The sequence below is a fragment of the Marinobacter iranensis genome (genome assembly GCF_029207565.1).
Taxonomy (GTDB): domain Bacteria; phylum Pseudomonadota; class Gammaproteobacteria; order Pseudomonadales; family Oleiphilaceae; genus Marinobacter; species Marinobacter iranensis.
Genome location: NZ_JANCMW010000008.1, coordinates 81,726 through 107,884 on the forward strand (window position 1 = coordinate 81,726; position 26,159 = coordinate 107,884).

Sequence of the window (26,159 nt, forward strand, 5' to 3'; positions counted from 1 at the left end):
GCTTCCCTCTGGATTACCGAACCACGCTTTCTACAGCGCTTTGCTGAACAGCTCCGATACATTATCAAAGCCGGTTGCCAGCTTACCTTTCTGAGCTCTTTTCTTGCGCCCCTTGGCCACGTATAGCGGAAGCATCTCGCCATAGAGACTGGTACTGATTGTACGCTGTTCGTCTTCCAGACGGTCCCGACGCAGGCGAATACCATATTTGGCCAGTTTCGGCTCCAACTCGTCCGCACGGGTCAGCAGGTCACGGCGGGTCATCTGGTAGGCGTGTTCACACACCATTCGGCGGGACTGGAAACTGAACACGTTGGAGAAAAACAGCTTGGCGTCGTCACGAGTGGGCTCAAACAGCAGAATGTCCTTGTCCGGGTAATCCCGGGCGTACTGGGCAATACCCGACTGCATCCGGGAATACACCATGGTGCGGAACATCTGGGACAGCAGGTTGGGCATGCCTGAGCGGGTCAGCTCCCCTGGCCCCATGGTGCCGGCACGCACCGCTGCGCTGGCATCGATAGGCACTTGGGGGTTCACGGCGAAGACCAGGTCGGCACCATCCTCAAAGGCTACGGAGGCATGCAGGCCCTTTCTCAGAGTGCCATCCACGTAGTAACGCCCGTCAATGGTGACAGGAACATAGATGCCCGGCGACGAGGTACTGGCCTGAATCGCCTTTGAAATCGGTACATGATCAAAACCGGGCGCACCGAAACAGACGGCCTCGGTGCTTTCAACATCCGCGGCAACGATATACAAACTGCGCTTAAGCTGACGGAAATCGTTGGTGCGACCCAACATGGTAAAGGCCCGCTGCAGGTATTCGTGCAAGCCTTCATTATCGAAAAGGCCGGCGGGCGCTGCCTGCGCAAGGATGGTCAGCGCCTCCAGCAAACTCTGATCGTAGGGGTTGTTGACGAAACGACGTACGGCCGTTGTCACCAGGCCCGGCACCGCCAGCAAGCGGCTACCCAACTCCCGGAACGCCGGGCGGTAGAAAACCTCTGGGTGGAACGGGTGTACTTCAGCTTCGTTGCGCACGAAAATCCGGCACAACTGGGCCGTGGTCATCTGATTGGCCAGATTGGCGGCGACAAAAGAGCCGGCATTCACCCCCACATACACATCAATATTGTTGAAATCGAGGCCATCCAACGCCTCATCAAGAGCCCGCAACGCCCCGATTTCATAAATACCGCCCAGCGGGCCACCGCCGCCAAGGGCGAGACCAATGCGAGGGCCAGGCTTGATAGCTGTTGTGGTTGCCATCATTCGATATCCCTTTTCGGGTACTGTTGGCTATTGCCTTATACCGTAGCAGCCAGTTTTAGAGTGCACACCCTATATAGGACCAATTGGCTATAAGCCATCAGGAAAGGGCCCTTTCGGCATGAGCTTTGGCACTGGACTTGCCTGGGCGCAAATAGCGGCCAAACCCGGCATTGCGCAGGGCCAGATCCACACAGCTTTTGATAACGTGAGGCGAATCCAGCAGTAATACATCCTCCAGCAACTGGGCCGACCACTCGCGACTGACACTGCGAATGACGGATTTGACCTTCGGCAGGCTGGCCGCGTTCATGGAGAGAGAGTCGTACCCCATTGCCATCAGCAACAGGGCGCCACCAGGATCACCCGCCAGCTCACCACAGATACCGACCGGCTTACCCACCGCATGGGCGTCCTGGGCAACCCGGACCAATGCCTGCAGTACAGCGGGGTGATAGGAATGGTAAAGCTGTGCCACCCGGGGGTTGTTACGATCCACCGCCAGCAGGTATTGGGTCAGGTCGTTGGAGCCAACAGACAGGAAATCGACACGATCGGCCAACTCCCGGATCTGGTACACCGCGGCCGGTATCTCGACCATTACCCCGACCTTCGGCATATGAATGTTGTAACCCTCTTCCCTCACCTCGTGATAAACCCGGTAAATCAGGTGCAGGGACTCTTCCACTTCGGAAATATTACTGATCATCGGCAGCATGATCTGCAGGTTATTCAGCCCCTCGCTGGCTTTGAGCATTGCCCGCACCTGAACCAGGAAAATCTCCGGGTGGTCCAGGGTTACGCGGATACCACGCCAACCAAGGAAGGGGTTTTCTTCCTGGATCGGGAAGTAGGTCAATGCCTTATCACCACCGATGTCCAACGTACGCATGGTGACCGGGTTGGGGGCAAAGGCTTCCAGTTGCTCGCGGTAATACTCCCGCTGCTCCTGCTCGGAGGGGAAGCGATCCTTGATCATGAAAGGCACTTCGGTGCGGTAAAGGCCTATGCCTTCCGCACCATGGCTCAGCGATCGCACCACATCCGTCATCAGGCCGGTGTTTACCAATAATGAGACCCGGTGGCCATCAGTGGTCTCGCAGGGCAGATCCCGCAGGGCTTCCAGCCCCTTGACCAGTTCATCCTCCTCGTCACAGATTTCCTGGTAGAAATTCCTTAGATCCGCGGACGGTGATGCAAAGATTTGCCCCTCAAACCCGTCAACAATCAGGTCCTTGCCGTCCAGCTGGTTCACCGGAATATCCACCAGCCCCATGACCGTCGGCACACCCATGGCGCGGGCAAGAATGGCGACGTGAGAGTTGCTGGAGCCCTTCACCGACACCAGGCCCACCAATTGCCCCTTGGGAACCTCACCCAGCATGGCCGGCGTCAGCTCCTCGCTGACCAAGACCGTATTCTCCGGATAAACCGTGTCTTTCTGCTCCCCTTCCTGCAGGTGAGACAGCAAACGGCGACCGAGGTCGCGGATATCCACTGCCCGCTCCTGAAGGTAGTGGTCGTCCATCATTTCAAAATGACGAACGTATTGCTGTACCACCTGCTTCAGGGCGCCCTGAGCCCAGAAACCTTCCTTGATACGGTTGGAGACTTCGCCGGGCATGGCATCGTCGCCCAGCATGCGCAGGTAGACATCAAACAGCGCCTGCTCTTCCGGGCGAAGCTGGGAAGCCAGCCGGGCCGCCACCCGCTCGATGTCTTCGCGAACCGCTGTGACCGCACCTTCAAACAGGGACAATTCCAATTCAACGTCATCGGTGGGCTTTTCCGGTACCACATCCAGGTCCGCCGCTGGATAAACCACAACACCCTTACCGATGGCGACACCCGGCGCGCCAGGCACACCACTGAAACTGACATCCGTTGCTTCTTCACCGGTCAGCGAGAGACCACTGATGGCCCCCGTCGCCTCGCTGTGGGCTATCACGCCGGCCAACTGCGCCGACACGGTAACCAGGAAAGCTTCCTCACCCTCGTCAAAGCAACGAGAGCTCTCCCTTTGCTGAACAACGAGAACGCCAAGCACCCTGCGATGGTGAATAATGGGCACACCGAGGAACGAACGGAATCGTTCTTCCCCCGTCTCCGGGAAATAGCGATAGCGGGGATGTGAGGGTGCGTCTTCAAGATTGATGGGCTCCTCACGGGAGCCAACCAGGCCAATCAGGCCCTCGGAGTAACCCAGGCTGACCTGCCCAACGGCCTGTTGGTACAGACCTTCTGTGGCCATCAATATGTAGCGGTTAGTAGCTGGATCAAGCAGATAGACCGAACATACTTCGGTATCCATAGCCTTCTGCACCCGCGAAACGATAATATCCAGCGCCTCCTGCAGATCGCGGGCACTGTTTACCTCTTGTACAAGACTTCGCAGTATGCTCAGCATGGCGGGTTCAATCCGTCATTTCTGTTGATCCTTCGTGCGCTGGGAAGGCTCGCTCTGGCGCCACTGTTCCATGTTATAGAACAGCCGCGGCGCGAGCTCTCGCAGCGCACGTCGATAGACTTCGCGTTTGAACGAGACAACCTGCCCAAGCGGGTACCAGTAACTGACCCACTGCCAGCCGTCGAATTCCGGCGAGTCCGTGCCGTCCACGCGCACCTGCGCGTCCGGCGATAACATCCTCAGCAGGAACCATTTCTGTTTTTGTCCCACGCAAACCGGGTGCGAATTGTGCCGCACCATCCTGCGAGGGAGGCGGTACCTCAGCCAGCCACGGGTACAACTGATGATTTCCACATCGTCTGTACCGAGACCAATTTCTTCTGCCAGCTCCCTGTAGAGAGCCTCCTCCGGTGACTCGTTGTGATTGATCCCACCTTGAGGGAACTGCCAGGAGTCCTGCCCGATTCGCCTTGCCCAGAGGACTTCCCCCCTGTGATTGGCCAGAATGATTCCGACGTTGGGTCTGAAACCGTCTGAATCGATCACGGCACAGTCCTCTTAAAAGTCGGTCGACCGGATTAAAATTCACCGGCCGGATTTATCCAAGTTGCTCTCATTCTTACAGAATCCCAAGGCTTCGGCAAACGGAGCCGACAGCGGCGTGTCATGGTAGACTATCGCGCCTGTGACATTCGCTCTTCCCGCCGGAGGTACCCACATTGACGCTTGCGATTTTTGATCTTGATAACACCCTGCTCGCCGGAGACAGCGACCACGCCTGGGGCGAATTCCTGGTGGATGAATCCATAGTAGATGCAGAGGAATATCGGCAGGCCAATGACCGCTTCTATGAGGAGTATTTGAATGGCGAGCTGGACATCCTACGTTACCTGAGCTTTGCCCTTCAGCCCCTTGCGCGGCATGACACGGAACAACTATTGGCCTGGCGCGAACAATTTGTGGTAAAAAAAATCCAGCCAATGATGCTTGCCAAGGCCACCGAGCTCCTGGACAGCCATCGGGCCCAGGGCCATATGTTGATGATCATCACCGCGACCAACCGGTTTGTGACCGAGCCGGTGGCGGAACTGCTGGGCATTGAGCACCTGATTGCGACCGAGCCAGAGATGGTCAATGGCCGTTATACGGGAGAGGTCGCCGGCGTTCCCAGCTTTCAAGACGGCAAAGTTGCCCGCCTGAATGACTGGCTCGAATCAACTGGTGAGAGCCTGGATGGGGCGTGGTTCTACAGCGACTCCCACAACGACGCCCCGTTACTGCGCATAGTGGAGCATCCGGTAGCGGTCGATCCAGATCCAACACTTGAAAGCATTGCGAAAGAAAACGACTGGAAAATTATTAGCCTTAGAAGTTAACTGCCAGTGTCTGGGCCAGTCAGCGGGGGCACTACTCCGGGATCGTCAAAAACATGGATGTTTTTGCCGAGCGTACAGGGAGGTATTTACAGCGTATCCCGGAGTAGTGCCCCCGCTGACGGGCCTTCCCCGAGGATCAAAGAAACCCAGTCAAAGACCGCACAAAACAGCTTTTAATATAATCCGTCTCTGGAATCCCCGGAACAATCGGATGATCCGGCGCCTGATGCCCCTGCTCCAACAACTGCACGAACCGGTCAATCTTGCGACCACTGCTGCGAATAATATCCGTCAGCTTCTCCTGAGACAGATGCATGGAACAGGAGGCCGACACCAGCAACCCATCCCTGTCCAGCAAACGCAGCCCTAATTGGTTAAGGCGGGCATAGGCCTCCTCCCCAGCCTTCTGGTCACGCCGCCGGGGAATCAAAGCCGGCGGGTCCAACACCACGATGTCGAATTTTTCCTTGTCATCACACAATGCCTTCAGAGCGTCGAATGCGTCACCCTCAATGGTCTCAATATTATCCAGCCCATTGATCTTCGCGTTGTGATGAACGGAATCGATGGCACCGGCGGAACTGTCCACGCAAGTCACCTGGGTTGCCCCCGCGCAAGCCGCCTGGATACCCCAGCCACCTACATAACTGAACACATCCAACACCCGCTTACCCGGCGCATAGGCCTGCAGCCGCTGACGGTTCATGCGGTGATCGTAGAACCAACCGGTTTTCTGCCCGCCTTCCATGGGCACCTCGAAACGCACGCCGTTCTCCTCAACCGGAAGCAGATCAATCTCCGGGCCATGGGCCTGCTCAACGTACGTATCCAGCCCTTCAACCTTCCGCATCTTGCCGTCATTCTTGAGAATAATCGCCCGAGGATGCGACAGCCGCTGAACTGCCCGAACAATCGACTCCTTCATCTGCTCCATGCCAGCGGTGGAAATCTGAACCACCACCACATCATCGAACCGGTCAATCACCAGTCCAGACAGCCCGTCACTGTCACCAAACACCCAGCGATAAAACGGCTTATCAAACAACCGCTCCCGCAACGCCAGCGCCACCTCCACCCGCTCGGTAAGACGCTGGGGCGTCATGCCATGGGCGGCATTCCGACTGATCAGACGGTCGCAGATCAGCGCGTGGGGATTCACAAATACCGTGCCCATCGGCTTGTCATTGGCAGCGCGCAACTCCGCCTGGCTACCGGCCTCAAACTCCGTCAGCGGGGAGCGACGAGTATCCACTTCATTGCTGTAAACCCACAGATGACCAGCCCTGAGCCTGCGCTCGGCGCCTTTGCGGAGGTATAAAACCGGGAAGTTCATAGATAATCCCTGAAGAAATAATGAAGGAAAGGTTTTAGTAGACGAAGCTACCACCAAGTCTATGGGGATAAGCCGGGCGGGCCTTCCAGAAATGTGCGGAGCCATGGATGGCGGAGCCCAAGCCGCACAGGACGTCTTGAGGCGTTTTCTGGAAGGCCCGCCCGGCTTATTCCATGCTCCAAAGAATCAGATCACTCCTCGGCGGCCACATGCTCAGCATAGGCCGCGGCATCCATCAGGCCATCCAGTTCCCCAGGATCCGCCAACCGCACCCGGAACAGCCAGCCGTCACCATAAGGATCCTCATTCACCTTCTCAGGCTCATCCTCAAGGCTCTCATTGACCTCAATCACCTCGCCAGTCACCGGACTGAACACATCAGACGCCGACTTCACAGACTCAGCAACACCAGCCTCTTCAGCGCCAGTCACCTCCGTTCCCACATCCGGAACACCGATAAAAACGATATCCCCCAACTGATCCTGGGCAAAATCCGTGATACCGACGGTTGCGGTGCCATCATCGGCCACACGCACCCACTGGTGAGTCTCAATGTATTTCAGATCTGCGGGTGTTTCGCTCATGGTCAGATTCCCCGATGAATAATTTCGCGCATTTTAACCGAAGAAAGAGGCCCCGGCGAACATCTCGGACAATGTCGCGACAGATACCGGCGTCAAGCCTGCCCCCAGGTGGTCTCCCGGGCCATCGCCATAAATGACTGAAGGTACTCCACGCCTGCGTCCCGCTCGCGAAGCCCCAGAAAAATCTGCTTGTCGATCCCCTTTCGCCCCAGCCTGACCGGAGTGATCTGCATCTGGTGCGCATACTCCTCCACCAGCCACCGAGGCAACGCAGACACCCCCCGGCCCGCTGCCACCATCTGCAACATGATATCCGTGGTTTCTATGGTCTTGTGCCGGGCGGGACTGCTGTGAGCCGGCACCAGGAACCGGGTGTAGACATCCAGCCGCTCTACATCCACCGGATAGGTGATCAGGGTCTCGCTTTCCAGATCGGCCGGCTCCACCCAGGGTTTTGAGGCCAGCGGATGGTTACGGGGCACCACCAGAACCTGCTCGTAATCAAAGACCGGCTCATAAACCAGGCCCTGCCTGTGCAACGGGTCCGGCGTTACCAGCACATCAATGTCGTAACCAAACAGTGCGCCAATACCGCCAAACTGGAAGCGCTGTTTCACATCCACATCCACGCCCGGCCACTGCTCCAGATATGGCCCTACCACTTTGAGCAACCACTGGTAGCAGGGATGGCACTCCATCCCGATCCGCAGACTGCCCCGCTGCCCTCGGGCAATCTGGCTCACCAGTTCCTCGGCATGCTCGAACTGCGGCAATAATCGGTTTGCCAGCGACAGCAGATACAGACCGGACTGTGTCGGCCGGAGTTTTCGTCCCTCACGAACCCAAACCGCCGTGCCAAGCTGCTGCTCCAGCTTTTTCATCGCGTGACTGAGTGCCGACTGGGTCAGGCACAGTGCATCCGCCGCAGCCGTCAGAGAACCACACCGATCCACTTCGCGGACAATTTCCAGATGGTTGCGCTCAATCATTACCAAGCCTTAGTTGAATTATTTTCATGAACTGATGAGATAATACCATTATTTTTCATGGAACATCATCGCTAGCCTTGGGGACTGACCAATAGCAACAAACAGGAGATTCACCATGGTGACCACCCACAATCTGGGTTTTCCCAGGATCGGCGAACGCCGGGAACTGAAATTTGCCCTTGAAGGATTCTGGAAAGGCGAACTGGGCGAAGAAGCCCTGCGGGAAACCGGCGCAAAGCTCCGCGCCGGCAACTGGCGGGACCAGCAACACCTGACATTGGCTCCGGTGGGCGATTTCTCCCTCTATGACCAGGTATTGGACATGAGCGCCACCCTCGGTAACTTGCCAGACCGCGCCGGCAAGGCCGATGAAAACGAACTCGACCGCTACTTTCGCATTGCCCGAGGCCGCTCCCCGGCTGACAGTGATTGCTGCGGCGTCCACGCCGGCGAAATGACCAAGTGGTTCGACACCAATTATCACTACATAGTCCCGGAGTTCGACGCGGGCACCCAGTTTACCCTTGATCCCACACGACTGTTGGATCAACTGGCGGAAGCAAAAGCCGCGGGCGTAAACGCCAAACCAGTCATCATCGGCCCCGTCACCTATCTCTGGCTCGGCAAATCCAAAGACGAGACCGACCGACTCAGCCTGCTGGATGACCTGCTGCCGGTATACGCAGAGTTGCTGCAGCTTCTGGCAGACAATGGTGCTGAGTGGGTGCAGATCGACGAGCCGATTCTGGTCACCGAGCTCGGGGGCGAGTGGCGCCATGCCCTGAACCTGGCCTATCACAACCTCAAAGCGAGCCCCGTAAAGCTCTTGCTGGCCACCTATTTCGGACAACTGCGGGAAAACCTGCAACTGGCCTGCGAACTGCCGGTGGCCGGCCTGCACCTGGACGCCATAAACGCCCATGACGAAGTCGCACGCGTGACCGACTGGCTCCCGGGGCACAAAGTGCTCTCGCTGGGCGTCATAGACGGCCGCAATATCTGGAAAACCGACCTGAAGACAACCCTCGATTGGCTTGAACCAATACACCAAAAACTGCGGGAACGGCTGTGGCTTGCGCCATCCTGTTCACTTCTGCATGTGCCCGTAGACCTGGACAACGAAACCACCATGGATCCTGAAATACGGTCCTGGCTGGCCTTTGCGAGGCAGAAACTGGGGGAACTTCAGCTGTTAGCGACAGCCCTCTCTGAAGGCCGGAATGCCGTTGCAAGCGCGCTGAAAAACAATGCAGATGCGGTATTCAGCCGCCGGAACTCAACCCGCGTGACAGACCCACAGGTCCGCGACGCCGTCTCGGCGATTACTCCCGAACTGGGCAAGCGCAACAGCGACTATCAGAAGCGCTCAGCTATCCAGGCAGCCCAACTGAAACTGCCACGCTACCCCACGACCACCATTGGCTCATTCCCCCAGACCAAGGATATTCGCCAGACGCGCCTGAAGTACCGCAAGGGCGAACTCGCACCAGAGGAATATCAAGAACGAATTCGCGAGGAAATCCGCCACTGCGTCCAGAAACAGGAACAACTGGGGCTGGACGTGCTGGTCCACGGTGAGGCGGAACGCAACGACATGGTGGAGTATTTTGGCGAGCAACTGGAAGGCTACGTATTCAGCCGCTTCGGCTGGGTGCAGTCCTATGGCTCACGCTGCGTGAAACCGCCCATACTGTTCGGCGATATCTCCCGGCCCAGAGCCATGACCGTGGAATGGATCCGCTACGCCCAGTCGCTGACCGACAAGCCCCTGAAAGGCATGCTCACCGGCCCGGTCACTATTCTGAACTGGTCCTTCGTTCGCGACGACCAGCCCAGGAAAGACACCTGCCTGCAACTGGCACTGGCCATCCGCGAGGAAGTACTGGACCTGGAAAAGGCCGGCGTGAGCATTATCCAGATCGACGAAGCCGCGCTTCGGGAAGGCCTGCCCCTGCGACAAAGCGACTGGCAGACCTATCTGGACTGGGCCATTGAAGCCTTCCGTATCACCGCCAATGGCGTGAAAGACGAAACACAGATCCACACCCATATGTGCTATTCGGAATTCAACGACATCATCGAAGCCATCGCCCGCATGGACGCCGATGTCATCACCATCGAAACCTCCAGGTCCGACATGGAGCTGCTGGATGCCTTTAAGGGCTTTCAGTACCCCAACGACATCGGCCCGGGGGTGTACGACATTCATTCCCCCAACGTGCCGGGAACAGACCAGATCGTATCGCTGATGAACAAGGCTGCGGAACGGATTCCCGCCGAACGGCTCTGGATCAATCCGGACTGTGGGCTGAAAACCCGGTCCTGGGATGAGGTGATTCCGGCGCTGAGGGAGATGGTGGCTGCGGCTCGGGAGTTGCGGGAGGCGTAAGCCCTGGGGAGAGACATGGATGGTCTCTCCCCTGCTTCAATTTCAAGACGCCAATTTTGGCAGAAAGGATGTATCTACCCAATACTGCCTGGGGTTTGTCGGGTTGATATAAACAGGAATTGACTCACCAGGGATATGGCTTGAGGGATCGAACCAGAGGTTACCACTTCTGAATACATGGAGATCTGAGGTAACCGGGTTCTGCCACTGACAAACAATCTGATACGGGCTCTTACCATTCATGACGAGCCTCTCGTTTCTTTCCACCCCCTGATAGCGAGACTGAACCAGCTGCCCCGTTTTGCGCAGTTTTGCCGCACTCCCATTCCTGATGGCAGGCACCACAAACATGCCAGCGCCGACCATAAAGAAAGCTGCTCCAATAGCGCCAACAATAAGAGTCACGCCCCAAAGGGAGAAGAAGTCATCGATACGTGCCGCCTCCGGCTCACCTGGGGCAAAAAGTACACGAACTTCCTCGCCACGGCTGTAACTCGCAGGGTTGCTGCCGCTTGAGGACTGAAACTCCACTGGTCTGCCCGGCTCATACTCGAATCGGACAATGGGATAATAGGCGTTGGAATCACTGGACCGCGAGCGAATCAGATCAGTTACAACTCCAGGCTCGGCCGTTGCGGTTTCAAGAAAGGTTGAAGTGCTCTGGAATGCGAAAAAGGCACCGGCGAGCATGCCGAGGCCCACGAGCGTAAAGATCACCCTCAGGGTGTTGAAAGTTTTCATATCAGTTCCTTTGATAGTTTCGTCCATCCCCGAAAACGACCTGCTCTCGGGGAGTGGGAATTATACGCGGATACGCTCCTATTGAAACTGTGAAGCTGCCATCAGTCCGGATACCTGGCCCTCACTCTGGCCTGTAATTCTTCCTCCCGCTGTCTCTGCTCAGCAGCATTGGCTTCCTCAATGTCAGTGAGGCGTGTGTCAGGACCATCAGGCTTCAGTCGTTCCTTAACAACATCTGGCCACTGTTTATGGGATCTCCGCTCGCAGATCCTGTAGGTAATATCCTGCATGAACCATATGGGCTGAAATGCGTAACCTCCCATCAGATCAATGATGCCCGGCCCCTCGACACCTTCACACCTTCTGCCTTGCTTCTTGCGTATTCTTTCTTGGTACTCTTGAGAACCCCTCTCATGGTGAATCCGGATTTCTTCAGTTGGGCCACGATGAATGGTGTCTTCTCCCCTGCCGGGTTCCCAAGGTCATTAAACCAGGGGCCATTGTTCATATAGGCCCGCAGGTATTCCCACAAACTCGCCAGGGTTTGAATTCTTTTCCCCGAAGTATGGCCACCAATATTTAGCGCGATGCGGTCTTCCGGGTCGCCGAATCGGTAGAGAATGATTTCCAGGTTACCCTGTACCATTGATCCTGCGTATTGGTTGACATTGCGGTACTCGTAAGCCACCGCCTCAATGCCTTCCCATGGCGCATGATAGAGCTTGCCGTTCAGGCCGTAATAGATTTCCTGGGTGCGGCGGTTGAAGACAATGGGTAGGGGGAAGGGGCGGCAGAGTTCCCATAGGAAAAATACTAAAAAAAATACTGTGCCAGCTAAAAACCAAAGCAAAGCTTCAAATGCGCCTTTTCCGACTAGAAGAGCAACGATGGCAACTAAGTATGAAAAACAAAGGCCAAGCATCCCAACACCGGATGGAAGCCCCTTGGTTTCCGCAGTAGCGGTCTTAAGCGTTAAATAGTCCTTTCCATGACGCTCAACAGCCCCAGACTGGGAAGGGCGATACCCGCTACCCTGAGCACCATTAAGCAGTAGCCTCGGAAACTGGCCAGCAAGCTTGTCCCCAATGGCATCGAACAACTGTCTTGCGCTGTTAATCACCAGACACTAATCCTTATTGGTGGCATTTCCAGCCCTGGTTGGGGCTGGTAAGTTAGCTCCCCCTCAAGGCCCATAATCCTATCGTCACTATGGTATATCCGCCGATAGGTTGCCGTACCCACTTGCCCCTTGATGCGGGTCCCTTCATGGAGGGAAAAGTCACTACTATTCCAAGTGACTGCTCTCTTTTCAGGTTGCAACAGGTGCTCCCTCTCTTCATCGCTCGACAATTGAGAGAGCTGGTCTTCGACCCAGGCCAGGGAACGGTGGATTCGGCCACTCCTCAATTCATTCCCTTCGAAACGAATCATGCCCTCGGTCATCCGGGCCTGGCCCGGTATATCCAGCAACAGCCAACAATCCTGAACATGGGTACCAGTGTATGGATTTAACCTCGGAACCCTTTCAAGCCTCAACTTGACCGGGAAAACCACCTTATAGAGCCGTTCCATTTCCTCGGTATATTGCCCTGCCCAGTCTGCAGGCATTGTCCCAAACCTTGTATTGGCAAGCCAACGCTCCAACGGTGTGTTTTCGGCATAATACTGGGCGACCAATCCACCAACAAAGGAGGCGGTTAAACCCAGGGATAAGGCCCGTTTCAATGGTTGCTGTATCAAAATCTCCAGAATTATATGACTCGACAGCACTTAAGCCGAATATGACTATGTCAAAGGCTGCCGTGGCTGAAGACACAAGAGCGGTAACGGCTCCTACTTCATGGCCACGGAGGCGGCCCGGATTCGTTCCTGGTAGCGGAACTGGAAGACGGCGCTCTGGCGGGTACTGCCACCGGCCTTGCCGTTGTATTCCACCGGGTCGAGCCGGGGGGCGTCGCCGTGGTGGTCGGCGATGATCAGGGCGGGTTGGTCGTTGCCTTCCACATCACCGTGACTATAACGGTAGTGCCAGCCTTCTTCGGCGGCCAGGCGGCCCAGGAAGTCCAGGTCGCTTTCCCAGTGCTGGACGCAATATTCCCGCTCCTCGGGGGTGCGTTTGAGGTCAAACACGGTGTCGATGATGCCCCGTTCTTCCAGCAGGGTGCGCACGATGGCGTCGGTGGCCTGGGTCTGGAAGATGCGGCTGTTGTGCATCAGGCCCAGGCGCCACAGCGGGGGCTGGACGATAACCTCGTAATGGGTGCGGCGGTGGCCGCTGTCGCCCCGGACGAATTCGTTGACCACGCCGTGGAAGCGCCGCAGGGGCACGCCGTCCTGCCAGACCACCAGCTCCACGGGCTGTTCCAGCACGTTTTCCGCCATAATATCCGGGGAGGTACTGGCCAGTTCCAGCTTGCAGTGGCACAGCTTCGAGAGGGTTTCGGTCAGTTCGAAGCGGGCGACCACGAACAGGTCTTTGGGGAGTTGGCCAAGGGTGGCCGTGAACTGCAGTCCGGTTGCCTGGGGCATGTCTTCGGTCCCTGAAGAGTTGATTGCTATTACATGTTCTGTGCCGCACACCCTCACTCGTCCTGAGCGAAGCCTGAATTATATACGTAAAATGGCAGCCATTAACAGGCCACCCAGCCAATCAAAAATTGAGCTAATAGCCAGTACTGTTACTGTCCAGGTCAAATACGAAGTCCGTCGCCCTGCTGACTTCGGTCGAAAACTCGCCGGAAGATTGTAACTCAAACCAGCGATACCCCGGCGCCTTGTCCTCTACCGAAAATTCCACCGAGCCGGCAGTGAACTGGATGCAGGTAGAAGGTGTTGCCAGCAGTCGAACACCCTTGCGGTCCTGGTCCAGCTCCTGATGGATGTGTCCCCAAAGTACAATCTTCACCTGCGGGAAGCGGTCAACCACCTGCCAGAAGGCATCGCGGTTACGCAGCCCGATCGGCGCCATCCATTCGGTATCGATTTCGATGGGATGGTGGTGAAGGGCGATCAGTGCAGGGGTGCCGGGGTTATCGCTGAGGGTCTTTTCCAGAAACGCCAGCTCAGAATCCGCCAGCTCACCAAACACCTTTCCGGGCACCGAAGTATCAAGCAATACAAACTGCCACCCGCCCTGAACAATATGGCGCTCGCCAGCCTGCCTTTCGGCGGCGATACGGGCCAGCAAAGGCGAGTCATCGTGGTTGCCCGCCATCCAGGCAGAACCACACTGGAATGCCTTCAGCTTCTCGCCAAAAAGTCGGTAGGCTTCTTCCGTGGCATCCTGAGCGATATCCCCAGTGGCGAGAATGAGATCCGGTTGGCCATGATCTCGAAGGACCTGCGCTATAACCGCGTCGAGACTGTCCCTCGTATTGACGCCCAGCAGCTCACCCGCCGGATCGGCCATCAGATGCGGGTCAGTCAGTTGTAGCACCCGGAGGGCACGCTGGTTGTCATTCTCTGTCATGGCACTCGTGGTTCTTGCGTTTGCGCAACACACACCGGTGAAGCAGGCCTACCGGCAGACTATTCAGTTTTTCCGGCAGCATCCAGAATATTCATCACATTCTGTTCAGGCTTTTAGACACAATTGCCTGTTTTGACAACTCTCGCACAGTCTACGCGCACTCTATGCCATTGGATGCAGGGCAGACATACAACCTTAGTCCACGCCCTCCCCGGCGGACCAGGCGGCGTACTCCATAGGCAGGTGGCCGAACCGCAGGCAGTAATCCAGCCAGTCGGCCAGGAAGCTGTTGACCTGAACCTTCTCGTCCGGGTGGTGCATAAACCGGTTCGGGTAGTCGTTCACTGCGGCGATCTGCCGGTCACGGTAACAGCTGATAACCTCTGCCATCGTCGCGTCGTGGTACACCCGCACGGTCAACTGGGGATTATTCAGCCAGCGCCCGGAGTTGTGCACCTGTTCCAGCAACAGGGTTTCGGTAAACTTCGTGGTCTGCAGCACTTCGATGCGGACCCGCCCCAGATACTGATCTTCCCGGTGCAGCTCGAATTCGCAAACGGGGCGCCCCCTGGCCTCCAGCTTGCGCAAGCGGTGAAGCCGCATGTAATTGCCATCACACAGCGCGCCGAAACGTCTCAAATCCGGTACATAGCGCCGGGGTTTCATCACCCATTCTGTCATATCAGCTCCAACCTTCCCGCAATCGCGGGCGATTCAACTGCAACCACTGCAGCGCGATGATCGCCGCAGCGTTATTGATACGTCCATCATAAATCATTGCGATGGCTTCGTCGGCGCTAAATACGTGGGCACGGATATCTTCATGTTCGTGTTCCATGCCAAACAGGCCACCTGCGGACTCGGTGCTGATGCGGCCGCAATAGAGGTGAATCAATTCAGTGCTTCCTCCCGGGGACACCAGATAGTCACAGATTTTATCCAGCGGTTTGAACGTCAGGCCGGCTTCTTCCTGGCCTTCCCGTTGGGCTACTTCTTCCGGCGATTCGCCGTCTTCGTTCATGCCGGCCACGAGTTCCAGCAGCCAGGGCGACTGTTTACGGCCAAGGGCGCCGAGGCGGAATTGTTCAAGTAAGACAACTTCGTCGCGGTCGGGATCGTAGGGTAATACGCAGGTGGCGTCGCCGCGGATGAAGAGTTCGCGGGTGAAGGTGGGCATTTCTCCGCCGTCGAAGCGCGAGTGGGTCAACCAGAGCTTGTCCATACGGAAGAAGCCCTGGAAGACGGTTTCGCGTTTTTCGATTTTGACGTCGCTGTCTTTAAACTGGAACGGTTCGGTCATTACAGGTTTCAGATCCGTTTTTGAGAACGATTCTGAACGATAGCCGGTGTTTTGGTTTGGGTGCAAGGCCTCTTGATATCTTGTTTGGGTGCAAGACCACTGTGGGGCTGTCCTCCCAAAACACGCTCAAGCCCGTCCGTGGGGCGCTTGGGCTCCGCCATCCATGGCTCCGCACAGTTTTGGGAGGACAGCCCCACCGCGGCCCCTGAATTCAGGAGCAGCCGGCAGGAAACAGTGGTAGTGGTAGGTCGGATTAGGTGAAGCCGTAATCCGACAAATGGCGTTGGTCGCTCACACGGTGTCGGATTACGCTTCGCTAATCCGACCTGCGAACCGGAGATATCTCGGGGCTAGCATGGCCGGGCAGGCAGCCCTGTTCAGGATTGTGCGGAGCCATGGATGGCGGAGCTCAAGCGTCACATGGACGTGCTTGAGCGTATCCTGAACAGGGCTGCCTGACTGGCCAAAACACCAACCAAAGAAGGCTAGGAGCCCAAACTAGACCTTGTCATAAAGCTTGGAACCAGACTCCACAAACTCCCGGGACTTCTCCTTCATTCCGGCATCCACCGCCGATACCTCATCAAGGCCGTGCTCCTTGGCATACTCCCGGACCTCCTGGGAAATCTGCATGGAACAGAACTTCGGGCCGCACATGGAGCAGAAGTGCGCCACCTTGGCTGAGTCTTTAGGCAGGGTTTCGTCGTGAAAAGCACGTGCCGTGTCCGGGTCCAGGCCCAGATTGAACTGGTCTTCCCAGCGGAACTCGAAGCGCGCTTTCGACAGGGCATTGTCTCGGATCTGGGCGCCAGGATGACCCTTGGCCAGGTCGGCGGCGTGGGCGGCGATTTTGTAGGTGATGATGCCGGTTTTCACATCGTCCTTGTTGGGCAGCCCCAGGTGCTCTTTCGGGGTGACGTAGCAGAGCATGGCGCAGCCGTACCAGCCGATCATCGCCGCGCCGATGCCCGAGGTAATGTGGTCATAGCCAGGGGCAATGTCGGTGGTCAGTGGCCCTAAGGTGTAGAACGGCGCTTCATCACAGCATTCCAACTGCTTGTCCATGTTTTCCTTGATCAGTTGCATCGGCACATGGCCAGGGCCTTCGATCATCACCTGTACATCATGCTTCCAGGCGATTTTGGTGAGTTCGCCCAGGGTTTCCAGTTCGCCGAACTGGGCCTCGTCGTTGGCATCGGCAATGGAGCCGGGGCGCAGCCCGTCGCCGAGGCTGAAGGCCACGTCGTAGGCTTTCATGATTTCGCAGATGTCTTCGAAATGCTCGTACAGGAAACTTTCCTGATGGTGCGCCAGGCACCACTTGGCCATGATGGAGCCGCCGCGGGAGACGATCCCTGTAGTGCGCTTGGCGGTCATGGGCACATGGTGCAAACGCACACCGGCATGGATGGTGAAGTAGTCCACGCCCTGCTCTGCCTGCTCAATCAGCGTGTCGCGGAAGATTTCCCAGGTCAGGTCCTCAGCTGCGCCGCCAACTTTTTCCAGGGCCTGGTAGATGGGGACGGTGCCGATGGGAACCGGCGAGTTGCGGATGATCCATTCGCGGGTTTCGTGGATGTTCTTGCCGGTGGACAGGTCCATGATGGTGTCGGAGCCCCAGCGAGTGCCCCAGGTCAACTTTTCCACTTCTTCCTCGATGGAAGAGCTCACCGCCGAGTTGCCGATGTTGCCGTTAATCTTCACCAGGAAGTTGCGGCCAATGATCATAGGCTCGGTTTCCGGGTGATTGATGTTGGCTGGGATGATGGCGCGGCCACGGGCGACTTCGTCCCTGACAAATTCCGGTGTGATCTCCTGCGGCAACGACGCGCCGAATGACTGCCCCGAATGCTGGTCCTTCAGCAGACCCTGCTCCCGTGCTTCCTGAAGCTTCATGTTCTCGCGGATGGCTATGAACTCCATCTCGGGCGTGATAATGCCCTGGCGGGCGTAGTGCATCTGGCTGACATTCCTGCCGGGCTTGGCCCGCAGCGGTTTACGTTCATCCATGAAGCGGAGTGGGTCCAGCCGTGGGTCTTTCATGCGGCGGCGGGTAAACTCGGAGGTATAGTCCGCAAGCTGCTCCACATCCCCACGCTCCTCAATCCAGGCGGATCGAACGGGCTTGAGCCCCTTGCGAAGATCAATGGTGGCCTCCGGGTCGCTGTAGGGACCGGAAGTGTCATACACCGCCACAGGTGCATTCTTCTCGCCCCCCATGTCCGTCGGTGTGTCGCCCACGGTAATTTCCCTCATGGGCACCCGCAGATCGGGTCGGCTACCCTGTACGTAAATCTTGCGAGACTGGGGCAGCGGTTTGATGGCTGCGGAATCGACTTTTGCTGAATCGCTGAGATAGGAAGGTATTGTTGTCATCGTGCGTCCCCGGGTTCATTTGGTAAACGGGTCGCGTATGACGGAGCAGTGATCACAGATGGAGTCTGTGCCTTTGCAGCATATTGTCTTAGATCCCTACGCCGGTATTATCCGGATCAGGTTGCGGGTTCTGCCTGGCAATCTCAGCCGGCTGTCAGATATTCTGACGCCAGCACCCCGTCAAGACGCGAATTCAATGTAATTGACACTTACAACGTGTGCCGTTTGCAAGTGTAGAGCTCAGGCTGATTATTGTCCATAATGTCGGGCCTGAACCGCTCAACGGCTATCTGAACACATGTAACCAGGTATTTGCCAACACGCCGGGTGATTCACTAACAGGAGACATCATGAAGAAACGACTGCTTTCCGGGCTGATTGGACTGCTCGCAGCCCAGCCTGCACTATCCATGGATCTGGTTGAGACGTACGAGAAAGCACTCTCCTATGATTCCGGCATTGCAACCGCCCGCGCCACCTTCGAGGCGCAGCAGGCCGCCAGCGACGTCAGCCGAAGCAACCTCCTTCCCCAGATCGGTGCTTTCGGCGAAGCAAGCCATACCGACGTGGATGGCCCCAGCCAGGACGCTGCTTACAAAACCTATGCCTACGGCGTTGAGCTGACCCAGCCACTGTTTCGCGCAGACGCCTGGTTTAACTATGATGCCAGCCAATTCCAGACCGAAGCCGCCCGTGCCGAATACAACCTGGCACAGCAGCAACTGATCCTTGACGTGGCAACGGCCTATTTCAATGTGCTCCGGGCTGCGGATACGCTTACCACTGCCAGGGCTACCGAAGCCGCTATCCAGCGCCAGTACGAGCAGGCTCAGGAACGCTTTGATGTGGGGCTGATTGCGATCACCGAAGTCTACGAGGCACGGGCAAGCTACGACGACAGCAAAAGCCAACGCATTGCTGCAGAGAGTGATCTGGATATCGCCCGTGAACAACTGGCGCGACTAACTGGTGAGTACACCGAAGAGCTGAATAACCTTCGCACGAACTTCCCCCTTGGCCGCCCGGAGCCCATGGACCCTTCAGCATGGGAAAACACCGCCCTGAGCCAGAACTGGCAGATTCAGTCCGCCCTCTATGATCTCAACACCAGTGAAGCGAACCTCAAGAGCGCGAAAGCCGGCCACCTGCCGACGCTGGACCTGAATGCGTCCTATGGCAATACCGAAATTGACGGCCTTGAACAGCCGACTTTGACCCAGGGCCAGCGTGACGGCACAACGACCGAAGGCCGCATTGCACTCACCCTGAACGTGCCCTTGTACATGGGCGGTGGCACACAGGCCGGCGTACGCCAGCAACGTTCCCAGGTGATCGTGGCGGAGCAGTCGCTGGAAACGGTTCGCAGGGATGTCCGGGTCAACACCCGCAGCCTGTTCCGTACGGTGAATACCAATATTGAATCCGCGTCTGCGCTGGAACAGACCATCATTTCCCGCCGTAGCGCCCTGGATGCGACACGTGCCGGCTACGAGGTTGGCACCCGAAACATTGTGGAAGTGCTGGATGCCGAACGTAACTACTACGTGGCACTGCGTGACTTTGCCAATGCGCGGTACGACTACGTCATCAACACCCTTAGGCTCAAGCAGGCATCTGGCACACTCAGCCCGCAGGACCTGGTGGACCTGAACAATTGGCTGAGTGCATCGGCGCCGGGGATTGAGGCCATGGCCAACGAAGAGGAAACCATCGACGATCCTTCCTAGACCCGCTCCACAATCCCGTCGACCACTTTCTCCAGCGCCCCACGGTTGGCATTTACAACCGCCAAGGCGTTGCTTCCTGCCTTTTGAGCCGATGCCTTGTCGGCAATGAGATGGACGACAATCCGGGCCAGAGACTCTGCGGAGGGGGTTATGTACAAACCCTCACCCGCATCAAGGCGGTTATAGATGGTTTCAAAATTGAAGATGTGCGGGCCGGAGAGCACTGGTATACCCCAAGCTGCGGGCTCCAGCGGATTATGCCCGCCACGTTCGATCAACGAGCCGCCCACAAACGCAATATCCGACGCGCCATACAACATCAGGAGTTCGCCCATGGTGTCACCCAGGTAAACGGAACTCTGCCCACTGTTGCTGTTGCCAGCCCCCTCTCCTTGCGACCGCCTGACTACCGAAAGCCCCATGGACTCAATGAGCTCCGCCACATCGTCAAAACGCTCGGGATGACGAGGGACGATCATCAATAAAGCATCCGGATATTCTTTCAGGACCTGCTGGTGTGCTTCCAGTATCTGGCGATCCTCACCCTCATGTGTGCTTGCAGCAATCCAGACCGGGCGATCAGCGCCCAACTCCCGCCTCAGACCCGACGACTCAGCGCGCACTTCCTCCGAGATTTCAACATCAAATTTGATGCTGCCAGTCACTGAGACCGATTCCGGCTTCGCGCCAATGCGCAGGAAGCGACCTGCGTCCTCTTCCGCCTGCGCGGCGATCCAGCTGATGCTGCGAAGCAACGGGCGCACCAGGGAAGCGACCCGCTCGTATCCCCGGGCGGAGCGGCCCGAAAGACGGGCATTGATCAGGAAGATTGGCACTTCTCGACGACGGCTCAGGGCGATCATGTTGGGCCAGAGTTCGGTTTCCATGATCACCAGCGCCCTGGGGCGAACCCTGTCCACAAAACGGCGCACGGCGCCTGGTGTATCGTAAGGTGAGAACGCATAACGCACCTGGTCACCGAACAGCGCCCTGGCGCGCGCTGACCCCGTTGGTGTCATGGCGGTCATCAGTATCGGAATCTCCGGGTTGCGACGCAGCAGGGCTTCCACAAGGGGAGCGGCGGCGATGGTTTCGCCCACGGATACAGCATGAACCCAGATAACTGGCTCTTCAGAAGCCTCCACGTAACCCAGCCGCTCTTGCCAGCGCACGAAAGCATCCGGATTGGTACGCCCGATCCACCACAGGCGCAGCAACACAAACGGCAGCGCGATGCGGAAGAAGAGGGAGTAGAAGAAATGAAGCATGGTAACTCCGGGCCGGGTCGATGCGGCCGTCATTCTACATAAAGCCGGGGCTGGCGTCTGTGCCCCGGAATTCATGATTTTCCGCAACTTGCGGATATTGCTGCTTTAGCACGGGATAACGGCCCTGCTAAACTTCAGTTCTTGTCACTGGACAATCATCAGGGCTAAGACGAGTGAAGAAAGCCAAACAGAGAACCCGCGACACCCACTACTCCAGTTACCTCCACCCGCGTTGGTGGCCAACCTGGATGGGCATCGCCACCATGTGGCTGGCTGCTCAGTTGCCCCTGAAGCTGCAATGGTGGCTGGGAAAGCGGATTGGTGAGCTGGCCTATCGCTTTGCCTCCCGGCGCCGGCACATCACCAATGTAAACATTCGCCTGTGCTTTTCGGAATTATCCGAAAAGGAGAAGCAGGCACTGGTGAAGGATTCCTTTCGCGCCAATGGCATCGGTGTTATGGAGATCGGCCTGGCCTGGTTTCGCAACCCTACCGCCTTCATGCCCATCACCGAAGTGCATGGACTGGAACATGTGGATGCTGCCCTCGCCCGGGGTAAAGGCATACTGCTGCTGGGCGGTCATTACAGTACCCTGGACCTGGGCGGCAGCCTGGTCACGGAATACATTGAGGCCGATGTGATGCAGCGGGATCACAACAACCCACTCATGAATGCGGTGATGACCCGCGCGCGGGAGCGCCGGTATGGCGTGGCACTGGATAGCAGGAATCTGCGTGGCCTGCTCAAACGACTGAAAAACAACCGCATCGTCTGGTACGCCACGGATCAGGACTACGGCCGCAAGGGCATCGTGTTTGCACCGTTTTTCGGCGTTCCGGCAGGCTCCATAACCGCTACCTCCCGGATTGCGGATCGTAGCGGTTGTGCCGTGGTACCGTTCAGCCATTTCCGCCGGGAACACGAACCGGGATACGATATTTATTTCCATCCCCCGCTGGAGAACTTTCCCTCCGGAGACGACATGGCGGACGCAACCCTGGTTAACAAGACCATTGAGAACGAAATCCGCAAGCACCCGGACCAGTACCTGTGGATGCACCGGCGCTTCAAGACCCGCCCATCGAAGGATGATCCAGCCCCGTACGGCAAGGAAGCAAACTGAATGCACTTTCGTACTGACTTGAGCCAGGGAAAACAATGACAAATGATCGATCTGGCTCACCAGCCCCCGTAGTCTGGCTCCTCACCGACAAGAAACCCGGGCACCGCAACCAATTGAAGGGACTGGGCAACCGGCTACGGGTACTTGCTGGCGCCAGTGTCCTAGAGGTAGATGCCACCGAAACTCCGGTTCCGTTGTGGCGGGCGCTACTGGGCATACCGCCAGCCATGGACCAAACCCTGGGCGCGCCATCCCTGATTGTCGCAGCAGGTAGCAGCACCCACCGCCTGCTATTGTCTCTCCGGCGCCGCCGGAAAACCAGAACCGTGGTGTTGATGAAACCGGGCTTTCCCCTCGGATGGGTCGATGCGGCCATTATTCCCGGACATGATGAGGTAGCTCCCGCCAGGTACATCCTGACGACCGAAGGTGTGATGAATGCAATCACGCCGCTGGCGCGGATTACTGACAAGCCCGAAGGCCTGATCCTGATCGGTGGTCCATCGCCTCATTTCGACTGGGACGATGACGTAGTGCTGGGGCAGGTATCACAGCTTATGGGCCTCTATCCGGGATGGCGCTGGACCATCAGTGGCTCCCGTCGTACTCCGGAAACCTTGCTGACGCAACTCGAAGACCTGGCAGGCCCCAAAGTCACAGTGGTGGACCCCGAACGGACCCACGCAAGTTGGCTACCTCATCAACTCGCCGCGTCCCGTGCGGTTTGGGTAACCCCGGACAGCGGCTCCATGGCCTGCGAAGCAGCTACCTCCGGCGTTCCCACCGGCCTGTTCGAACTGGCCCCCAAAAGCAATAGCCGGGTCGCCCGGGGCATGGCGAGCCTGGTGGAAAAAGGGTACGTTGCGCGCTGGAGTGACCATGCTTCGGTTATGGCCGGCAAGCTTGCAGGGGCGCACCACCTGTGGGAAGCCGACAGGGCCGCACGGTGGCTGATTGAACATTTTCTGAAGGGAGGCAAGCGTTGAGGATTCTGCAGGCTTTACCCGCGCTTTACAGCGGTGGCGTTGAGCGGGGCACAGTCGAATTTGCTGCCGACCTGGTCAAGCGCGGGCATGAGTCCTTTGTGGTATCAAAAGGCGGCCCCATGGCCGAGCAGCTTCGCGGACAAGGCTCCAAGCACATTTTCATGCCGATACATCGGAAGAGCCTGGCATCCTTCGGGCAGATCCTACCCATGCGGAAACTGCTGCTGGAGCTGAAACCGGACATCGTCCATGTCCGCTCCCGCATGCCGGCCTGGATCATTTTCCTGGCCTTGAAAAGCATTCCGGCAAATGAGCGGCCGGCCGTCGTCTCCACCTTTCACGGCATGTATTCCGTCACGCCGTACAGCGCCATCATGACGCGGGCTAACCACATCATCGCCGTGTCCAAATGCGTGAGGGATTATGTCCTGAACAACTATCCGGTGCCGGACGAAAGACTGACCGTCATCCAGCGTGGTGTGGATGTGGATGCCTTCCGGCAGCGGGAGCTCAGCTCACAATGGCTGGACCGCTGGTTCCGGCAGTACCCACAGTTGGCCCAGCAGAAAATCATCATGATGCCCGGGCGCATCTCGCGCTGGAAAGGCCAACTCGATTTCCTGGCCATGATGGCGCAGCTGGTGCGTGAACGCCCGGACTGTCACGGCATCATCGTGGGCGGTGCCGAACCCGGCAAGGAGAAATTTCTGGAGGAACTGGAAAAGGAACGTGCCCGCCTGAATCTGGTCGACAAGGTGAGCTTCCTCGGCCAACGCAATGACATGACCACCCTGTATCTGCTGGCGGACGTGGTATGCCACATGTCCACCAAACCCGAGCCGTTCGGGCGCACCGTGACCGAGGCGTTGGCCTCAGGCACACCTGTGGCGGCCTTTGATCGTGGTGGTGCCGCCGAAACCCTCCGTGCCTGTTTCCCCGAGGGATTGGTGCCGCCAGACGATACAGGGGCGTTTGCAAAAACCGCGCTGACGCTGATTGGAAAGCCCAGGCCACAGATCGAGATTCCCTGGCGGTTCCGCCTGGAAGCGCAGACAGAAACCACACTCCAGGTTTATGAGAATCTGCTGTCCGGCAGACGGGCGCCATAATGGATACCCCGGCCCCGTTGACGATAGCGCTGGTCATCGCCACCCCTGGCACTGGCTGGGGCGGCATGGAGAAGCACACGGCGGACCTTGCAAAGGCGCTTTCCGAGCGAGGCCATGAGATTCACGTGCTGGCTCACTCCGCATACAGTGAGCGTTTTCCCCAAGCCGTTCGTTTCCATCCATTGCCCTTTCAGCTTGGCCGGCGCAACCTGTGGTTGAGGCATCGGCTGAGACAAGCGCTCCGCTCAATCCGGCCGAACATCGTTCACGCCCAGGGCAACAAGGCCGCGAGCCTGATCAGTGCTGTTCGCCACCATACCGGGGTGACGGTAGGCACGCTTCACGGCACCAAAAGCTCGCACAAAGCCTTTGACAAGCTGGACGGCGTAATCGGTGTCAGTCGCGAAATAACCGACTCCATCGCACACCCCAACGCTCGCCTGATCTTTAACGGGCTCCAACCGTTGGACGGAAGCGGCCACAAGCAATGCCGTGCGCCAGGCATTCCCGTTCCCGATGAACGCCCGCTACTGATGGCAGCAGGTCGGCTGGAACCGGTAAAACAATTCGATCGGCTGATACGGGCCTGGGCTCAGACTGATTGCGGCGGCAAGCTGGTGATTCTGGGTAACGGCAGCCAGCGGGGGCGCCTCCAGGCGTTGATCCAGGAACTGGGCGCCGAGGACCGTATTCTGCTCCCGGGTCATGAGCCCAATATCCTGCCCTGGTTGCAGGCTGCCACCGCCTGCATCATCAGCTCCAGCCGGGAGGGCTTTCCCTACATCCTGGTGGAGGCACTGATGGCAAGCTGCCCGGTTCTGTCCACGCCGGTCAGCGGGGTGAAAGATTTCCTGCCGGAGCAATGCATCGCCGCGACTGACAGCGTTGAAGCTATCGCCAAACTGATCAACATCCACATGGCGAAGGCAGGCGCGCTTGCCGACAGTCAGGGTGAGAGCTTCCGTCGAGCCAGGGAGCACCTCAGCCTTGAAACAATGGTGTCGAAGACTGAGGCTTTCTATCGGGACTTGTTGGCCAGTACGCCGGCAAGGCGCTGACCACCGCGTCCGCCATAAGCCGATGCCCTTGCAGGGTGAGGTGGGTTCCGTCACCCATCAGGGTCTTGGCTTTTTGCTGCCATAATTGCCGGTAGGTATCCGCCAACACGGCATTTGGCTCGCGCGATGCCACCTGTCGCAGGCCTTCGTTGTAACATTCAATGCGTGGATTCCTTGGTTCGTCGAGGTTCGGAGGCGTGGCCACCAGCACAAACAAGGTATCAGGTGCCGAGCGCACCACCCGCTCAATATTGTTCAGGTATTCTTCCAGCGGCACCTGCTCCACCGCGCCCCAGTGTTCCTGCAGGTGAAAACGGCGCGCCCATTTCTTGAGCTTCTTGACCAGCTTCCTGGCGAGCTTGCGGCGGGGGCTGTCCGGGTAATAAAGCACATAGGGTGCGCCACGAAACGTGAGCCAGGAGTCCACCAGGCCATACTGGACAAGTGCCAGTTGGTAGTCCCGGGGCGGGAAATCTTCTGCGTAGTGCAGCAATTCACGGGTTGTGCTCATGGTGTGGCCGCAGTTGGTGAGGGCCAGGCCCAGATGTTCTGCTACCATCTTTGCCCAGACCGGTTCGTGGTAACCTTTCACCCCTTCGGTATTGCAATCACCGTAGGCAATACAACCGTGCATAGTGTGGTTTCCCATCA

The 26,159-nt window shown here is 57.7% G+C and carries 22 protein-coding genes, 1 pseudogene and 1 riboswitch; of the genes and pseudogenes, 7 read left to right on the forward strand and 16 right to left on the reverse strand.

Annotated features, from left to right (window positions below):
- Positions 1 to 30: 30 nt before the first annotated feature.
- The 3 genes from NLU14_RS13425 to NLU14_RS13435 all read right to left on the reverse strand — a co-directional run bounded on the left by NLU14_RS13425 (position 31) and on the right by NLU14_RS13435 (position 4,225).
- A complete protein-coding gene (locus NLU14_RS13425; protein ID WP_275707545.1) occupies positions 31 to 1,272 on the reverse strand; it encodes a patatin-like phospholipase family protein in 1,242 nt (413 codons plus the stop codon).
- 100 nt (positions 1,273 to 1,372) lie between these two features.
- Positions 1,373 to 3,679, reverse strand: coding sequence for a phosphoenolpyruvate--protein phosphotransferase (gene ptsP, locus NLU14_RS13430; protein ID WP_275707359.1), 2,307 nt, complete (start codon positions 3,677 to 3,679; stop codon positions 1,373 to 1,375).
- A 15-nt stretch (positions 3,680 to 3,694) separates the two neighbouring features.
- Positions 3,695 to 4,225: an RNA pyrophosphohydrolase gene (locus NLU14_RS13435; protein ID WP_275707361.1), complete on the reverse strand. Its 531-nt coding sequence runs from the start codon at positions 4,223 to 4,225 to the stop codon at positions 3,695 to 3,697.
- Between the two features lie 173 nt (positions 4,226 to 4,398).
- Between NLU14_RS13435 and NLU14_RS13440 the strand changes: the two genes are divergently transcribed.
- On the forward strand, positions 4,399 to 5,055 hold the full coding sequence (locus NLU14_RS13440; protein ID WP_275707363.1) for a histidinol-phosphatase: 657 nt from the start codon (positions 4,399 to 4,401) through the stop codon (positions 5,053 to 5,055).
- A gap of 136 nt (positions 5,056 to 5,191) precedes the next feature.
- Here NLU14_RS13440 and NLU14_RS13445 read toward each other — a convergent pair whose 3' ends face one another.
- The 3 genes from NLU14_RS13445 to NLU14_RS13455 all read right to left on the reverse strand — a co-directional run bounded on the left by NLU14_RS13445 (position 5,192) and on the right by NLU14_RS13455 (position 7,961).
- Positions 5,192 to 6,388, reverse strand: coding sequence for a class I SAM-dependent rRNA methyltransferase (locus NLU14_RS13445; protein ID WP_275707365.1), 1,197 nt, complete (start codon positions 6,386 to 6,388; stop codon positions 5,192 to 5,194).
- Positions 6,389 to 6,579: 191 nt separating this feature from the next.
- A complete protein-coding gene (gene gcvH / locus NLU14_RS13450) occupies positions 6,580 to 6,972 on the reverse strand; it encodes a glycine cleavage system protein GcvH (RefSeq protein ID WP_275707367.1) in 393 nt (130 codons plus the stop codon).
- A gap of 92 nt (positions 6,973 to 7,064) precedes the next feature.
- The gene (locus NLU14_RS13455; RefSeq protein WP_275707369.1) at positions 7,065 to 7,961 is read right to left on the reverse strand and encodes a LysR family transcriptional regulator; all 897 of its coding nucleotides are present in this window, start codon (positions 7,959 to 7,961) and stop codon (positions 7,065 to 7,067) included.
- A gap of 115 nt (positions 7,962 to 8,076) precedes the next feature.
- On the opposite strand from NLU14_RS13455, the gene metE reads away from it, so the two are divergent.
- Positions 8,077 to 10,350, forward strand: coding sequence for a 5-methyltetrahydropteroyltriglutamate--homocysteine S-methyltransferase (gene metE, locus NLU14_RS13460; protein ID WP_275707371.1), 2,274 nt, complete (start codon positions 8,077 to 8,079; stop codon positions 10,348 to 10,350).
- 42 nt (positions 10,351 to 10,392) lie between these two features.
- Here metE and NLU14_RS13465 read toward each other — a convergent pair whose 3' ends face one another.
- The 8 genes and pseudogenes from NLU14_RS13465 to thiC all read right to left on the reverse strand — a co-directional run bounded on the left by NLU14_RS13465 (position 10,393) and on the right by thiC (position 18,236).
- A complete protein-coding gene (locus NLU14_RS13465; RefSeq protein ID WP_275707372.1) occupies positions 10,393 to 11,091 on the reverse strand; it encodes a DUF3592 domain-containing protein in 699 nt (232 codons plus the stop codon).
- A 322-nt stretch (positions 11,092 to 11,413) separates the two neighbouring features.
- Positions 11,414 to 12,211 (reverse strand): DUF6708 domain-containing protein, encoded by a 798-nt coding sequence (locus NLU14_RS13470; RefSeq protein WP_275707374.1) that lies wholly within the window; start codon positions 12,209 to 12,211, stop codon positions 11,414 to 11,416.
- Positions 12,208 to 12,831, reverse strand: a complete 624-nt coding sequence (locus NLU14_RS13475) for a hypothetical protein (protein WP_275707376.1) — start codon at positions 12,829 to 12,831, stop codon at positions 12,208 to 12,210. Before NLU14_RS13475 ends, NLU14_RS13470 begins: the two co-directional genes overlap by 4 nt.
- A 96-nt stretch (positions 12,832 to 12,927) precedes the next feature.
- A pseudogene (locus NLU14_RS13480) lies at positions 12,928 to 13,620 on the reverse strand (type VI secretion system Vgr family protein); the annotation flags it as partial.
- A gap of 133 nt (positions 13,621 to 13,753) precedes the next feature.
- Positions 13,754 to 14,560: a 3',5'-cyclic-AMP phosphodiesterase gene (gene cpdA / locus NLU14_RS13485; RefSeq protein ID WP_275707378.1), complete on the reverse strand. Its 807-nt coding sequence runs from the start codon at positions 14,558 to 14,560 to the stop codon at positions 13,754 to 13,756.
- Positions 14,561 to 14,755: 195 nt separating this feature from the next.
- Positions 14,756 to 15,241, reverse strand: a complete 486-nt coding sequence (locus NLU14_RS13490) for a DUF1249 domain-containing protein (protein WP_275707380.1) — start codon at positions 15,239 to 15,241, stop codon at positions 14,756 to 14,758.
- Between the two features lies 1 nt (position 15,242).
- Positions 15,243 to 15,860: an NUDIX domain-containing protein gene (locus NLU14_RS13495; protein WP_275707382.1), complete on the reverse strand. Its 618-nt coding sequence runs from the start codon at positions 15,858 to 15,860 to the stop codon at positions 15,243 to 15,245.
- Between the two features lie 498 nt (positions 15,861 to 16,358).
- Complete coding sequence (gene thiC, locus NLU14_RS13500; RefSeq protein ID WP_275707384.1) at positions 16,359 to 18,236, reverse strand: phosphomethylpyrimidine synthase ThiC; 1,878 nt, start codon at positions 18,234 to 18,236, stop codon at positions 16,359 to 16,361.
- 76 nt (positions 18,237 to 18,312) lie between these two features.
- A riboswitch (TPP riboswitch) is annotated at positions 18,313 to 18,426 on the reverse strand.
- Positions 18,427 to 18,586: 160 nt separating this feature from the next.
- Here thiC and NLU14_RS13505 point away from each other — a divergent pair.
- On the forward strand, positions 18,587 to 19,963 hold the full coding sequence (locus NLU14_RS13505; RefSeq protein ID WP_275707386.1) for a TolC family outer membrane protein: 1,377 nt from the start codon (positions 18,587 to 18,589) through the stop codon (positions 19,961 to 19,963).
- Here NLU14_RS13505 and waaA read toward each other — a convergent pair.
- Complete coding sequence (gene waaA / locus NLU14_RS13510; protein ID WP_275707388.1) at positions 19,960 to 21,231, reverse strand: lipid IV(A) 3-deoxy-D-manno-octulosonic acid transferase; 1,272 nt, start codon at positions 21,229 to 21,231, stop codon at positions 19,960 to 19,962. The two genes, NLU14_RS13505 and waaA, sit on opposite strands and share 4 nt — an antisense overlap.
- 173 nt (positions 21,232 to 21,404) lie before the next feature.
- Between waaA and lpxL the strand changes: the two genes are divergently transcribed.
- The 4 genes from lpxL to NLU14_RS13530 are packed head-to-tail and all read left to right on the forward strand — an operon-like array spanning position 21,405 to position 25,508.
- Positions 21,405 to 22,355 carry an LpxL/LpxP family Kdo(2)-lipid IV(A) lauroyl/palmitoleoyl acyltransferase gene (lpxL, locus tag NLU14_RS13515; RefSeq protein ID WP_275707390.1) on the forward strand — a complete coding sequence of 317 codons (951 nt, stop codon included), beginning with the start codon at positions 21,405 to 21,407 and terminating at the stop codon, positions 22,353 to 22,355.
- A gap of 35 nt (positions 22,356 to 22,390) precedes the next feature.
- A complete protein-coding gene (locus NLU14_RS13520; protein WP_275707392.1) occupies positions 22,391 to 23,341 on the forward strand; it encodes a mitochondrial fission ELM1 family protein in 951 nt (316 codons plus the stop codon).
- Positions 23,338 to 24,450: a glycosyltransferase family 4 protein gene (locus NLU14_RS13525; RefSeq protein ID WP_275707394.1), complete on the forward strand. Its 1,113-nt coding sequence runs from the start codon at positions 23,338 to 23,340 to the stop codon at positions 24,448 to 24,450. Before NLU14_RS13520 ends, NLU14_RS13525 begins: the two co-directional genes overlap by 4 nt.
- Positions 24,450 to 25,508, forward strand: a complete 1,059-nt coding sequence (locus NLU14_RS13530; RefSeq protein WP_275707396.1) for a glycosyltransferase — start codon at positions 24,450 to 24,452, stop codon at positions 25,506 to 25,508. The genes NLU14_RS13525 and NLU14_RS13530 overlap by 1 nt, the downstream gene beginning before the upstream one ends.
- Here NLU14_RS13530 and NLU14_RS13535 read toward each other — a convergent pair.
- Entirely contained in the window at positions 25,432 to 26,157 is a 726-nt protein-coding gene (locus NLU14_RS13535; protein ID WP_275707398.1) for an SGNH/GDSL hydrolase family protein, read from the reverse strand. The genes NLU14_RS13530 and NLU14_RS13535 overlap by 77 nt on opposite strands.
- Positions 26,158 to 26,159 lie beyond the last annotated feature (2 nt).